The 13,087-nt window shown below is 56.8% G+C and carries 12 protein-coding genes; 9 read left to right on the plus strand and 3 right to left on the minus strand.

Annotated features, from left to right (window positions below; genetic code table 11):
• Positions 1 to 215 precede the first annotated feature (215 nt).
• From ACP7EE_RS10640 to ACP7EE_RS10670, 7 genes are all read left to right on the plus strand, one after another.
• Positions 216 to 1,559 carry an HD domain-containing phosphohydrolase gene (locus ACP7EE_RS10640; protein ID WP_426234464.1) on the plus strand — a complete coding sequence of 448 codons (1,344 nt, stop codon included), beginning with the start codon at positions 216 to 218 and terminating at the stop codon, positions 1,557 to 1,559.
• Positions 1,560 to 1,619: 60 nt separating this feature from the next.
• Positions 1,620 to 2,054 carry an NUDIX hydrolase gene (locus ACP7EE_RS10645; protein ID WP_426234465.1) on the plus strand — a complete coding sequence of 145 codons (435 nt, stop codon included), beginning with the start codon at positions 1,620 to 1,622 and terminating at the stop codon, positions 2,052 to 2,054.
• 23 nt (positions 2,055 to 2,077) lie between these two features.
• Positions 2,078 to 2,716 (plus strand): LysE family translocator, encoded by a 639-nt coding sequence (locus ACP7EE_RS10650; RefSeq protein ID WP_426205969.1) that lies wholly within the window; start codon positions 2,078 to 2,080, stop codon positions 2,714 to 2,716.
• Between the two features lie 2 nt (positions 2,717 to 2,718).
• Positions 2,719 to 3,219, plus strand: a complete 501-nt coding sequence (locus ACP7EE_RS10655; RefSeq protein WP_426234466.1) for a GNAT family N-acetyltransferase — start codon at positions 2,719 to 2,721, stop codon at positions 3,217 to 3,219.
• Positions 3,220 to 3,447: 228 nt separating this feature from the next.
• Positions 3,448 to 4,560: a hypothetical protein gene (locus tag ACP7EE_RS10660; protein WP_426234467.1), complete on the plus strand. Its 1,113-nt coding sequence runs from the start codon at positions 3,448 to 3,450 to the stop codon at positions 4,558 to 4,560.
• A complete protein-coding gene (locus ACP7EE_RS10665; RefSeq protein ID WP_426234468.1) occupies positions 4,560 to 4,937 on the plus strand; it encodes a hypothetical protein in 378 nt (125 codons plus the stop codon). Before ACP7EE_RS10660 ends, ACP7EE_RS10665 begins: the two co-directional genes overlap by 1 nt.
• Positions 4,910 to 5,713, plus strand: a complete 804-nt coding sequence (locus ACP7EE_RS10670) for a hypothetical protein (RefSeq protein ID WP_426234469.1) — start codon at positions 4,910 to 4,912, stop codon at positions 5,711 to 5,713. Before ACP7EE_RS10665 ends, ACP7EE_RS10670 begins: the two co-directional genes overlap by 28 nt.
• A 39-nt stretch (positions 5,714 to 5,752) precedes the next feature.
• On the opposite strand, the gene metR is transcribed toward ACP7EE_RS10670, so the two are convergent.
• Entirely contained in the window at positions 5,753 to 6,670 is a 918-nt protein-coding gene (gene metR, locus ACP7EE_RS10675; RefSeq protein WP_420646192.1) for a transcriptional regulator MetR, read from the minus strand.
• Positions 6,671 to 6,782: 112 nt separating this feature from the next.
• On the opposite strand from metR, the gene metE reads away from it, so the two are divergent.
• Positions 6,783 to 9,095: a 5-methyltetrahydropteroyltriglutamate--homocysteine S-methyltransferase gene (gene metE / locus ACP7EE_RS10680; RefSeq protein ID WP_426234470.1), complete on the plus strand. Its 2,313-nt coding sequence runs from the start codon at positions 6,783 to 6,785 to the stop codon at positions 9,093 to 9,095.
• Between the two features lie 116 nt (positions 9,096 to 9,211).
• Here the strand turns inward: metE and ACP7EE_RS10685 are convergent, their stop codons facing one another.
• Positions 9,212 to 11,137: a hypothetical protein gene (locus ACP7EE_RS10685; protein ID WP_426234471.1), complete on the minus strand. Its 1,926-nt coding sequence runs from the start codon at positions 11,135 to 11,137 to the stop codon at positions 9,212 to 9,214.
• A 347-nt stretch (positions 11,138 to 11,484) separates the two neighbouring features.
• On the opposite strand from ACP7EE_RS10685, the gene ACP7EE_RS10690 reads away from it, so the two are divergent.
• On the plus strand, positions 11,485 to 12,519 hold the full coding sequence (locus ACP7EE_RS10690) for an alpha/beta fold hydrolase (RefSeq protein WP_426234472.1): 1,035 nt from the start codon (positions 11,485 to 11,487) through the stop codon (positions 12,517 to 12,519).
• Between the two features lie 221 nt (positions 12,520 to 12,740).
• Here the strand turns inward: ACP7EE_RS10690 and ACP7EE_RS10695 are convergent, their stop codons facing one another.
• Positions 12,741 to 13,070, minus strand: a complete 330-nt coding sequence (locus ACP7EE_RS10695) for a GlpM family protein (protein WP_420646674.1) — start codon at positions 13,068 to 13,070, stop codon at positions 12,741 to 12,743.
• Positions 13,071 to 13,087 lie beyond the last annotated feature (17 nt).

A 13,087-nucleotide genomic window follows, 5' to 3' on the forward strand; every position in this document is an offset into this window, starting at 1 on the left:
CATCCTTTTTCCCCTCCTTGCATGCCTGCACGCATGCCGTTTGTCTCGTTCGACCCCTGGAGCATAGTTGCCCGCAGGACTCTTCGCTTGGCGGTGTGTAACCGATGTATCGCGTGTCCCCCGCGAAAATCATCTAGCCTTGCCCTCAAGCGCCGGCAAACGAGGAGGTCTGTCGGCGCGCCTGTCAGGTTCACTGTTTCGCTTGAGGTCACCCCATGGAAGAACAATCTGCGACTTCAGCGCACCGGCCGCAGGTGTTGCTGGTGGATGACGAGGAGTCGATCCTCAACAGCCTGCGGCGTCTGCTGCGCGGTCAGCCCTACGACGTGGTGCTGGCTACCAGCGGCGCACAGGCGCTGGAAATACTGGAGCAGCAGCCAGTCGATCTGGTGATGAGCGACGCGCGCATGCCCAATATGGACGGCGCCACGTTGCTGGCGCGCGTGCATGAACTCTATCCGGCGACCACGCGGATCATGCTCACCGGCTATGCCGACCCTGCGGCGATCATCAAAGCCATCAACGAAGGACGAATCGATCGCTACATCAGCAAACCCTGGAACGACGAAGAAATGCTGCTGACCTTGCGTCAGGCGCTGGAGCATCAACATTCCGAGCGTGAACGCCAGCGTCTGGAGCGGTTGGCCAAAGTGCAGAACGATCAGCTGAAGTTGCTCAACAGCACCCTGGAAAAGCACGTCGCCGCGCGTACCGCCGAGCTACAGCAGACCGCCGACATGCTCGATCTGGCCTACGAAGAGCTCAAACACAGTTACGTGACCGGCACCGAAGTGTTCTCGTTGCTGGCCAACCTGCGCCTGCCGCCGGCCAAGCAGACCAATCGGCAGATCATCGAACTGGTGCGCGGCTACTGCAAAATGCACGGGCTGGATGAAGCCAGCAGCCGCGACCTGGCCATGGCCGCCGCGTTGTACAACATCGGCAAGTTGAGCTGGACGGACAGCATGATGAGCGCGCCCTCGGATTTGCTGCACAGCACCGAGCGCGAGCGCTATCGCGGTTATCCGAAACAGAGCGAATCGCTGCTGATGACGCTTGAGCCGATGAAGGATGCCGCGCGGTTGATTCTGCATCACCAGGAGCGCTGGGACGGCAGCGGTTTTCCGGATCGGCTCAAAGGCGAGGCGATTCCGTTTGGTTCGCGGCTGCTGAAACTGGCGGTGGATTTTGTCGAGTTGCAGCGCGGGCTGATTCTCGAGCGGCAGATGAACAGCGATGAGGCGTTGCTATACCTGCGTCAGTACGCCGGCCGACTGTACGATCCGGAGTTGATCGAAGACTTCATCCAGGTGTGCGCGGCGTGCCTCAGCGACGTGGTGCTGGCCGACCCGAACGTCAAGGTGTTGGGCACTCGCGAGCTGGCAGCGGGGATGATCCTCGCGCGCAATCTGAATGCCGACAACGGCATGTTGCTGCTCAATGCCGGTAAGGTGTTGAGCGCATTGCTGGTGGACAAGCTGATTAGTTTCGAGGCCATGGAGGGAGCCAAATACAAAGTGTTTGTGAAGGAGCCGGAAGAGCTTGAAGGCACGGGTTGATGACGTTGGCGTGGCCAGCATGGGATCCTTGCGGTTTCTCCCAAGGCCCGTGACTGACCCATGACTTCTGCATCCGCCGTTCCATCGCGCATCATTCACATCGCCGCTGCACTGTTGATCCGCCCTGACGGCCAGACCCTGCTGGTGCGCAAGCGCGGCACTAGCGCATTCATGCAGCCGGGCGGCAAGATCGAGGCTGATGAATTGCCGGTGCATGCACTGGCCCGTGAGCTGGAAGAAGAGTTGGGATTGCTCATCGATCCGACGCAAGCGACATTCCTCGGCCAGTTTTCGGCACCCGCCGCCAACGAACCGGGCTTCATCGTTCAGGCGGAAATCTTCCAACTGACCATCGACGCACAAGTCTCCCCTGCGGCCGAGATCGAAGAGGTGCTGTGGATCGATCCGGCCACCGACGGCGATGTCATCCTTGCCCCATTGACACGCGAACTGATCCTGCCGTTTTATCGAGCCTCGCTGGCCGTCAGCGCCTGATCATTCATGCACAGGACTTCGCCATGATCCCGCTTCAAGACCTGTTGATTTTCGCCGCCGCCGCGTTGTTGATGGTGCTGACGCCGGGGCCGAACATGATCTACCTGATCTCGCGTTCGATCTGTCAGGGACGCAAGGCCGGGGTGACCTCTTTGCTCGGTGTGGTCGCGGGATTCTTCGTGCACCTGTTCGCGGCCGCGGCCGGTTTGACAGCGGTGTTTCTCGCGGTGCCGATGGCTTATGAAGTGTTGAAGTGGGCCGGCGCGCTGTACCTGTTGTGGCTGGCCTGGCAAGCGGTCAGGCCCGGTGCGCGTTCACCGTTCGAAGCGCAGCAATTGCCGGCGGATTCTTCGCGCAAGTTGATCACCATGGGTTTTCTCACCAGTGCGTTGAATCCGAAAATTGCGGTGTTCTACCTCTCGGTATTTCCGCAATTCATCTCGCCTGAGCACGGCTCGGTATTCACCCAAAGCATCATTCTTGGCCTGACGCAGATCAGCGTCAGCTTCTGCGTCAACTTGCTGATCGCGCTGTTCGCGGCGGGCATCGCGTCGTGGTTCGTCAGCAATCCGACGTGGCTGGCAGTCCAGCGTTATTTCATGGGTTTCGTGCTCGGTGCGCTGGCATTGCGGCTGATGCTTGAGCAACGGCGAGCGGCCTGAACATGTGGATCGAACGTCTCGACGCCAGTCATGCGCTGGCTTACCGCGAGTTGATGCTTGAGGCCTACGACCTGCATCCGCAGGCGTTCACTTCCAGCGTGCGTGAAAGGGCGGTGATGCCATTGAGTTGGTGGGAGGCGCGGCTTACCAGCAAGCTTGACGCGGTGTTTGGCGCCTTCGAAGAAGGCCGGTTGGCGGGCATCGTCGGCCTAGCATTCGAGCCGCGGGAGAAGGCTCGGCACAAGGCGACGTTGTTCGGCATGTACGTTTCGGCCGAGTTTCGCCAGCACGGCCTGGGCCAACAACTGGTGCAGGCCGCGCTGGACGAAGCGCAGAAGCATCCGGCGCTGAAAGTCATTCAACTGACCGTCACCGCTGGTAATGAGGCGGCATTCAAACTGTATCAGCGCTGCGGTTTCCTCCAGTTTGGACTGGAGCCGTTGGCGGTTCGGGTTGGTGAGGACTACTTCGACAAGATCCATATGTGGCGCGAAGTTCCTTGAGTTCCTGGTAGGACTTTCGTGGCCAGGGAGCTTGCTCCCGCTGGGCTGCGAAGCGCCCTTGATTTGCGCAGTCACGGTCTGACGGAAAACCACATGTTCACGTTTCTCTCTAGAGAAATCGGAATCTCCCTACACGTAAAACAGAATCACCCGGCATTAATGCTTTAGGTCGCTCGTCAAAGTTCCCCGTTTTTCGGGACGGGAAACGGACGCGGCGAATGGGTAGTCGTGAAACCGCGAGTTGTTGCGGATAACGGTGGCGCCTCCTGGAATGCGTTCAAACCCAAACAGGAGACACCACCGGCCCAACATCTGGTGGAAGAGCACGCTTACACCCTGCCTAAACCGGCAGAGTCGGGCTTTCACATTGTCCAGAAACCCATCAGCCTTGCAGCCCTGGAACGCTCCCTGTACGAAATCACACCGAGCGACGTGCTACTCCGTGAATTCCGCTCGCTCAACCGCCACCTTGGTGAGCAAGTCAAACCGGGGCAAATGGTCATTTTCAGCGACTCGCGCAATTACATGTGTCGACGCGAAGAAGCCCAGATGATGGCGGCGGCGGAGAAAGTAAATGAAGCGGTGAAGGATCTGACAGATGAAGAAGCCTCATTCATGGTTGAGCATCACGAGGTGATTGAGCCGTTCTTGGGTGTTTCATCCGGCGCATTGGGAGTAGCGTCGTTTATGGTGGGGCAGCACATGGAAACACTCAAGAACACGCTCAAGGAACTGGAACGCTTACACATTGAACAATACCGACAGCATGGCAACCTGCATTCCCCTGAATTCTATGCAAAGCGTAAACGGCTAATGACCAAACTTGATTCCGGTTTGGGGCCCTTGGTTCGCAAGACGACGGGCATTCCGGACCACCCAAAACTTAAACGGGCACTAGGCCTGTCCTCGCGCAGAATCGTGCATAACTGGAACAAAGCGGGCGCACCGACTCAATTGCCTGGCTATGCAACACATATAGAAGGCGTGGCGCGGGTTTCCAAATACATGAAAGCAGGTGGTTATGTGTCAATTGGGCTAGCTTCCTCTTCTAGCGCAATGAAAATCCACGAAACATGTCGCACCGGACGCCAGGAAGAATGTCGTAAGGCGAAATTTGTAGAGGGATCGAAGCTTTCGGGAATCGTTACGGGTGGAATATTGGCGAGCCGAATGGCACCAGTTGCACCTATGGCCTGTGCAGCAATTGGAGTGGGCACAGTGGGTACTGGAGGTCTTGTTTGTATGTTGGTTATCAGCGGCATGCTTGCTGCGCAAATGGGAGATAGTGGCGGGCAGGTGGGAGAGTTTGTCGGCGAAAATGTATACGAGGTGACCCAGTAATGAGCTTTGATCAGTTTGTCGGCCTGTCAGGTATTCTCCTTTTTACATTGTTTATTTTGAATTACGGTTTTTCAGCATACGTAGCGACCCGCAAGTTAGAAGAGATCCAGAGCCACTTATCTGAGTCACGTCTCGTTGCAGCGCATCGAGGCGACAAAAGTACCCCGGTGATCTTCAAAGTCGGGAATCTCGAAGTTGTTTATGCGCTGTTGGTCCTGAAATTTGTTCGAAATATGGACCCTGGATCCATAGGTCAAATAAACAATTTCCCAAAAAAATTGCGTCCGTGGGTGATTATCCCCGGTCACATCAATACGTTTTGCCTTTTATGGTTTCTTGCGATTTTCATATGGATCAATATCAAGGATTATCTTTGATCCTCGCTTTTCTTCCCTTGTGCGCTCTCGTTCTTCTCCTTTTTATCCTGAGCGAGGCAATCGTGTTGTTTGCCGCCTATTTTCGACTTGATCAAATGGAAGACCATTTCATCACCTCGCAACTAGTGAGTGTAAACAGCAGAACGCTGGGGAACGGGCCATTGGGAAGAATGCGAAGGGTCAGGCAAATAGGAGCATTGGCTGGACGTTTCACTCGATACCAAATGCTGGATCGGCAAGCAGTCATTGAGGCGGAAATTTTTCCGGAGCACCTGAAAAAATGGGTTCGAATCCCGGCGTGCCTTTTCAGATCTGGTTTGGCTGGCATCGGTTTGCTGCTGCTTTGGATGGGTTTTGAGCAGTTATGCGTGACTCTTTCCAGACCCGCCAGCGACCTGAAATTGCTCTGCATCGCCATGTTGATTGCCTGTCTTGCCTTGGGCCTCATGGCCTTGGTCGCGAAAATATGCATCAGTATTTTCAAACTGGCTGAGATGGAGTCTCTGCTGAAGGAGTCGTACTTCGTCGCCCGCAATCGTCGAGTTATGGGAAACGGTGTGTATGGCCGCTATTGCCGCCTGTCCCACATTACGACCATGTTTTTGTTGGACGGAGATTATTTGTCGTTCACTGATCCCCAGGCAGTGGATGGAATCGCTGGTTTTCCCGCACCCTTACGAAGGCTGGTAATTATTCCCACGCGAATGCTCGCCTATTCTTTTCTGGGCTACTGCGTGATTCATCTCGGTGGGAAAGCTTTCGGAGTATTTGCTTGAAAGCCCTCCCACATGAATCAGTGCGTGATCAATGAAGGTTCAGCGAACCGCGCTTACGCCATCCAGCGTCGAGAACGAGGTGTCCTTGGCCGTCAGCAGGAAATCGCGCATGTACGGCGCATCAAGCATGTCGGCGCGAATCCCTGCGTACAACGTGGCAAACAAGCCTTTTTCCCCCAACCGCTTGCCCTTCACATAACCGCGCGAGCTGTATTCATGCAGCGCCCAGTGCGGCATGCCGCATACGCCACGCCCACTCGCCACAAGCTGCATCATCATCACCGTCAGTTCCGAAGTGCGTACCTGCGCCGGTTCGATGTCGGCCGGTTCGAGGAAGCGCGTGAAGATGTCCAGTCGGTCGCGTTCCACCGGGTAGGTGATCAGCGTTTCCGTGAGCAAATCTTCCGGGACAATGTACGGCTTGCTCGCCAGCGCATGCTGATTGGCCACCGCCAGCATCGCTTCGTAAGTGAACAACGGCACATAGGTGATGCCGGCGATTTCCAGCGGATCGGACGTCACCACCAGATCCAGATCACCGCGCGCCAAGGCCGGCAACGGTGCAAACGAGAAGCCCGACGCCAGATCGAGTTCGACTTCCGGCCACGCATCGCGGAACTGGTCGATGGTCGGCATCAACCACTGAAAGCAGCTGTGGCATTCGATGGCCATGTGCAGCCGTCCGGCGGTGCCACCGGCCAGTCGCGCGATGTCGCGTTCTGCGCCGCGCAGCAGCGGCAAGGTCGCGTCGGCCAGTTGCAGCAAACGCAGACCGGCGCTGGTGAAGCGCACCGGTTTGGTCTTGCGCACAAATAATTGCATGCCCATGCGCTCCTCCAGCTCCTTGAACTGGTGGGACAGCGCCGATTGGGTCAGGTGCAAGCGGTCAGCGGCATCGACGAGGCTGTCGGCTTCGCGCAGGGCGTGCAGGGTTTTCAGGTGGCGGATTTCAAGCACCGGCTGGCTCCATGAGGAAAACTTGTGATCAACACGAAAAGGTTGAGTTTGTCTCATGTTGGGTAGGCTGTCGACAATGGCGCCATCTTTTACGCAATGGAGCACATTCGACATGGCCGTGGCACACACCCTGGGTTTCCCGCGCATCGGCGCCGATCGCGAACTGAAAAAAGCCCTCGAAGCCTACTGGAAGGGTGATCTCGATCAGGCGTCGCTGAATCAGGTCGGTTGTGATCTGCGCGCCAGGCATTGGCAGTTGCAGAAAGACGCGGGCATCGATCTGCTGCCGGTCGGCGACTTCGCCTGGTACGACCAGGTGCTGACTCACTCGCTGACCTTCGGCGTGATCCCCGAGCGCTTCGACAGCGTGCGTGATGAACAGGGCCAGCCGAGCCTCGACACCTTGTTCGCCATGGCCCGTGGCGCAACCGCGAACTGCTGCGGCGCTGACCACGGCCAGACGCAATATGCGCAAGAGCTGACCAAGTGGTTCGACACCAACTACCACTATCTGGTCCCGGAATTCAGCGCGGATCAGCAGTTCAAACTGAGCTGGGAGCAATTGTTCGATGAAGTCGAAGAAGCCAAGGCGCTGGGGCATAACGTCAAACCGGTGATCATCGGCCCGCTGACTTACCTGTGGCTGGGCAAGGCGAAAGGCAACGACTTCGACAAGCTCGATCTGCTTGAGCGTCTGCTGCCGGTGTACAACGAAATCCTTGTGCGCCTCGCCGAGCAGGGCGTGGAGTGGGTGCAGATTGATGAGCCGATCCTCACCCTAGATCTGCCGCAAGCGTGGAAAAGCGCCTTCGAACGCGCTTACCACATCCTGCAATATTCGCCGCTGAAAAAACTCGTGGCGACCTACTTCAGCGGTCTGCAAGATAACCTTGGCCTGGCCGTGGGCTTGCCGGTGCAAGGTCTGCACATCGACGCGGTGCGTGCGCCTGAAGAACTCGGCCAAGTGCTTGATCGCCTGCCGACCTACAAGATTCTCTCGGTCGGACTGGTCAACGGTCGTAACGTCTGGCGCTGCGAACTGGAGCAGGCGCTGGCGCAACTGCAACCGGCGCAAGAGCGTTTTGGCGACAACCTGTGGGTCAGCAGTTCATGTTCGTTGTTGCACAGCCCGGTGGATGTCGAGCGCGAAGACCAACTCGATCCTGAACTCAAGAGCTGGCTGGCCTTCGCCGTGCAGAAATGCAGCGAAATCTCCGTGCTGCGTGATGCCCTGAACGATCCGCAAGCGCCGAAAGTCCAGCGCGCACTGACCGAGAGCCGCGCCATTCAGAACAGCCGCGCGCGCTCGCCGCGCATTCATAAACCTGCAGTGCAGGCGCGGATCAAAGCGATCAACGCCAAGGACAGCCAACGCCAGTCGCCGTTCGCCAAACGCATCGCCCAGCAACAGGCGCGTCTGCAATTGCCGACGTTCCCCACCACTACCATCGGCTCGTTTCCGCAGACCGCTTCAATCCGTCTCGCGCGTCAGGCGTTCAAGCAGGGCAAGCTGTCGGCCAACGATTACACCGACGCCATGCACAGTGAAATCCGCCATGCGGTTGAAGTGCAGGAACGTATCGGGCTGGACGTGCTGGTACACGGTGAAGCCGAACGCAACGACATGGTCGAGTACTTCGCCGAGCAACTCGACGGTTATCTTTTCACCCGTTTCGGCTGGGTGCAGAGCTACGGTTCGCGCTGCGTGAAACCGGCAGTGATTTACGGCGACCTCAGTCGACCAAAAGCCATGACCGTCGACTGGATAACCTACGCGCAAAGCCTGACCAACAAGGTCATGAAAGGCATGCTCACCGGCCCCGTGACCATGCTGATGTGGTCGTTTCCGCGCGAAGACGTTTCGCGCAAAGTCCAGGCGCAGCAACTGGCGCTGGCCCTGCGTGATGAAGTGCTGGATCTGGAAAACGCCGGAATCAAGATCGTGCAGATCGACGAAGCCGCGTTCCGCGAAGGCCTGCCGCTGCGCCGCGCGCAATGGCAGGAATATCTGGACTGGGCGGTGCAAGCGTTCCGCCTGACGGCCTCCGGCGTCAAGGACCAAACCCAGATCCACACCCACATGTGTTACAGCGAATTCAACGACGTGATCAAAGCCATCGCCGACATGGACGCCGACGTCATCACCATCGAAACCTCACGCTCGGACATGGAACTGCTCGAAGCCTTCGAAGCGTTTGACTACCCGAACGACATCGGCCCCGGCGTGTACGACATCCACTCGCCACGGGTGCCGGACACGGCCGAGATGGTCAAATTGATGAGCAAAGCGGTGCAACGGATTCCCGCCGAGCGCTTGTGGGTCAATCCTGATTGCGGCTTGAAAACCCGTGCGTGGCCGGAGACGGAAGCGGCGTTGATCAACATGGTCGCGGCGGCGCGGCAGTTGCGGAATCAGTTGGCATAGAAACAGCTTTTGGATTGGAAATTTTCATGGATCACCACTCCGAGCAAGTTTGCATCGGGTGGTGATTCAACAATGTGCGCATGGATCGATGGCGCCTAGTTTTTTCACATGAAAAATTAGACGACGAACTCGAAATTATTGACCAAATACTCGTCTTGCATGGCTCGAAACTCAATTGACTTTATTCCTGGAGCCGCGAATGAAATCTGGTCGACGGAATTGAGGTTGAGCCGCAGGGGGAGCGTGCCCAACGGGGCACCTCCTTGCCCATAGAAGGTGACCGTATTTGTCGAAAAGTTAGTTGCGCCGTACCAGAAGCTGACGTGGGAACATGCTCGATTTAGGTCCAATCGAATTCTCTGCGTAGGTGACTCATTGCTGTACATGATATCCAGAGCCTGACCGTCCATTTTTCCCTCGATATGAAGGAAGTGTTCCATCACAGGTACCAGACCCAGTCGACCGTTCCCTTCGATATGCGTAACCGTCATGGTGTTGAGCACCATGCGTTGCCCAAGGGTAATAAACTGTCTTGGGTAGCTATTAAAGCTTTCTCTTAGTACACCGCCTGCACCGATAGTGACTTGCAGCGACTTCGATTGGACCGTGGGCTTATTGGGATTCTCGATTTTATAGAGCGCCGTTAACGGACTGCCCTGAAACTTTGCAATGTATTCGCGAGCAATATTGAACACCACTTGCTCGCGTATATCATTGATAATTTGCTGGAAAATGTATAACTGCACAACGCCATTAGCGCCTGTGACCTGCCAATGCATACTAATAACTGCACCGGAGACCAGCGGCCAGTATGTGGAGATTTTCACATGAGCTTCTAATGTGTTCGAGGGCAGCTCGCTACCTACCAGTTGGTCAATAGTGGGTGCTGGTGCGGGAAGGTCTACTCCACTGATGGTCATTGTGTAGGACTTGGAGTGATGCGTAACTCCAGCCCTCATTCGAGTGTAGCCAAGGCTCACGAAGCTTCGAATCCCGTTTTGAATGAATTCGTTCTCCAGATCAATTCTTAGTGATCGAGTGCTGTTTTTGACTTGAAGCGGCAGGAGTCGCTCGACCTGATCGCCGACGACCGTTGACAGAACTACCCTGAGCAAAACTTCGTCACCGGCAGTGAACTGTTCGTTCAGCAATACCGTTGCCGTCTCGCCGTTCAAACTCTCGTAGGCGAGGTTGTCGGGATTCCCCGGCTCTGCCTGATCAATGACGGGGGCTACCAGTAATGCTTCCGTTGGTCTCAGCCGTACGAAAACTGGTGAAGACCAGCCACTGCCATTCTCTACTGGATCCACGATTTCGTAGACGAACGCTACTTTGTCGGTGTTGGGCAACTTGGTTAAAAAGTCGGACGTCAATTCAATGAGCTGATCGCCCAGCGTGGTGACCGTAACGCACCGCTCAAGTGGCCCTACCGCTAAATAAATCAAATCACCGACAACCTGATGCATCCACTGCGGCACGGTGGCGAACATTCCGTTGGCAAGCACGGTTTTGTCAATCTCGGTTTCCGATGGGATTAGCGGGAGCAGTCCTTGGTTGTTGGGCAGATCGGGTCGGGTATCGAGTTCTCCTGGGCCGAGTGGCTTGTAAAGCATTGGTAGCGACGGGAAAACTTGCTCGTTGCCGCTACTGCGCACGATGCTGAAAAAGAGGTCCAGCTTATTGGGGAGTGGTGCGGGAGCTGCAAACATTTGTTCAAGCGTTTCGCGCGAAATATGGAATGGAGTCAGTTGGTTTAGATACTGCCCTACGGGAAAAGGCCCGCTGACCAAAGTTGGACGTGAGCCTAGATACACCCGACATTGATCGGTTGCGTCCATTTTTGGATAAGGAAGGATGTAGCCTAGTAGTCCGCGTCGGTCGCTTTGCGCCATGTTGCGATTTACGCCGAAGGTCCCGTCAGGGAGCAGCTTGGCACCGGGAATCAACGGAGGCGAGTCAGCCAGCACACGCAGCGAATCTTGTTCGGTGGAGAACACTAGAACCTGTGTTGAGCCGTTAGTGCCTCTCGGGGTGCCGTCCATTGTCTGTTACTCCACTCGCGTATAAAAAACGTCACATGACGTCCGGGCTGACATGGCTGAATTAAGTTCTTTTCTCCTTCATTTGCCTACTGTCAGATCTGACAGGTAGAAAGGTTTTTCCGACGAGCGGACGTTATTCTGTGTCGCCGCGGTGAGTCAGCGCATGCGTTTCTGCTGGGTTAGTCTCACTCATTCACGACATGGTCGGCTTGGACCCTTGGACCAGAACTGGCGCGGTATTAACCGTTCGGCACTCTTCATCAAACTGTCACGTAACTGTGGCAGCGCGCTTGAACAAACTTCATCAGACTCGCGCTCTACTGGGGTTCTGCGTTTCGGTGTTTTTCATGGGTAAGCGTTTTCTTGCAATCGCAGCTGTATGGGCTGCGATTTTTTTCGGTTTGCCGGCGTCTGCCGCGTCGCGTTGCGATGTCAATGTTCCGACTGAACGGGTTGATCTGGCGCAGGTAAGCCTGGCGTACCAGAGCATTGGTCGCGCGTCCGATCCGGCGTTGTTGCTGGTGATGGGGCTGGGCGGGCAGTTGATTCACTGGCCGGATGAAGTGGTGGTCGCGCTGTGTCAGCAGGGCTTTCGGGTGATTCGTTACGACAACCGCGATGTCGGTCTGTCGACTTGGCGTCAGGCGCCGGCCGAGGCCAATCTGACGTTTGAAGTGCTGCGCTACAAACTCGGTCTGCCGGTGGCGGCGCCATACAGCCTGACCGACATGGCCGACGATGCGCTGGGCTTGATGGACGCGTTGCACGTCGAGCAATTCCACGTGCTCGGCGCGAGCATGGGCGGGATGATCGCCCAGCATATGGCAGCGATGGCGCCGCAACGAGTCGAGAGCCTGACACTGATCATGACCAGCTCCGGTGCCGAAGGCTTGCCCGCGCCGAACGCGGCGTTGGTGCAGTTATTAGCGCGGCGTGGCGCACCGAATCGTGAAGCGGCACTGGAACAGCAGGCTGATCTGCTGGCGGCGCTCGGCAGCCCGACGATCAGCGATGATCGGCAGGCGTTGTTGCATCAGGCTGCGCAATCCTACGACCGTGCGTTCAACCCCGAGGGCGTCAAACGGCAGATCATGGCGATCCTCGCCGAGCCGAGCCGGGTGGCGTTGCTCAACCAACTACGTGTGCCAACGCTGGTGGTGCACGGTACGGCTGATCCGTTGCTGCCGGTGATGCATGGGGTGCATCTGGCGGCGCATATTCGTGGCAGTCAGTTGCGGTTGATTCCGGGATTGGCGCATCGCTTTCAGGAGGCGTTCAAGGAACCGTTGCTGGGGGCGGTGCTGCCGTATTTGCGTGAGCATCGGGAGGATACTTCGCATTGGGCGCAGATTGAGCCGGTGGCTGAGCGTAATTTGTTGTGAAGCGGAAGAGCCCCTCACCCCAGCCCTCTCCCAAGGGAGAGGGAGCCGACCGAGGCGTCTCGCGTCCGACAACGACCTGAAATACCGTGTCGATTGTGGATTCGGTAAAGCGCTTTCAGGTCGGCGTGTTTCTCCAATCTCCCCCAATCGGCCCCCTCTCCCTTTGGGCGGTCCGACGTTTCGGGAGGGCTGGGGTGAGGGGCTTTTGATCTGTGCGCAGGTCAGGCGTGCAAGCGCACCCAGACTGTCACCAACACCGTAGCCGCCATCAACCATGCCACCGCAGCGACCGCCAGCGATGCCTCCAGCCGCATCCGGTCAACCATCACGTATAAGGTCGCCAGATACACGAAATACGGAATGATCGACCACATGCCAAACACGATGGTGGTCTTCAGATCGTCGATCGAACGGCCCTTGCCAACGATGTAATGCGCGATCAGCGCGAAGGTCGGAAACAGCGGCACCAGCCCTGCGATGTAGTAGTTTTTGGTTTTCGCCAGTGCGGCGAGAATCACCACCACCGCCGCACCGAGCAAGGCTTTGAAAATCAGATCCACATCGTTCT

The organism is Pseudomonas sp. TWP3-2 (genome assembly GCF_049897765.1).
Taxonomy (GTDB): domain Bacteria; phylum Pseudomonadota; class Gammaproteobacteria; order Pseudomonadales; family Pseudomonadaceae; genus Aquipseudomonas.

What these genes read in the sequence shown, in the direction of transcription:
- ACP7EE_RS10690 (WP_426234472.1), top strand. Translation starts at nt 11,485, where the DNA reads ATGGGTAAGCGTTTTCTTGCAATCGCAGCTGTATGGGCTGCGATTTTT.
- ACP7EE_RS10655 (WP_426234466.1), top strand. Translation starts at nt 2,719, where the DNA reads ATGTGGATCGAACGTCTCGACGCCAGTCATGCGCTGGCTTACCGCGAG.
- ACP7EE_RS10650 (WP_426205969.1), top strand. Translation starts at nt 2,078, where the DNA reads ATGATCCCGCTTCAAGACCTGTTGATTTTCGCCGCCGCCGCGTTGTTG.
- ACP7EE_RS10665 (WP_426234468.1), top strand. Translation starts at nt 4,560, where the DNA reads ATGAGCTTTGATCAGTTTGTCGGCCTGTCAGGTATTCTCCTTTTTACA.
- ACP7EE_RS10670 (WP_426234469.1), top strand. Translation starts at nt 4,910, where the DNA reads ATGGATCAATATCAAGGATTATCTTTGATCCTCGCTTTTCTTCCCTTG.
- metE (WP_426234470.1), top strand. Translation starts at nt 6,783, where the DNA reads ATGGCCGTGGCACACACCCTGGGTTTCCCGCGCATCGGCGCCGATCGC.
- ACP7EE_RS10685 (WP_426234471.1), bottom strand. Translation starts at nt 11,137, where the DNA reads ATGGACGGCACCCCGAGAGGCACTAACGGCTCAACACAGGTTCTAGTG.
- ACP7EE_RS10640 (WP_426234464.1), top strand. Translation starts at nt 216, where the DNA reads ATGGAAGAACAATCTGCGACTTCAGCGCACCGGCCGCAGGTGTTGCTG.
- ACP7EE_RS10645 (WP_426234465.1), top strand. Translation starts at nt 1,620, where the DNA reads ATGACTTCTGCATCCGCCGTTCCATCGCGCATCATTCACATCGCCGCT.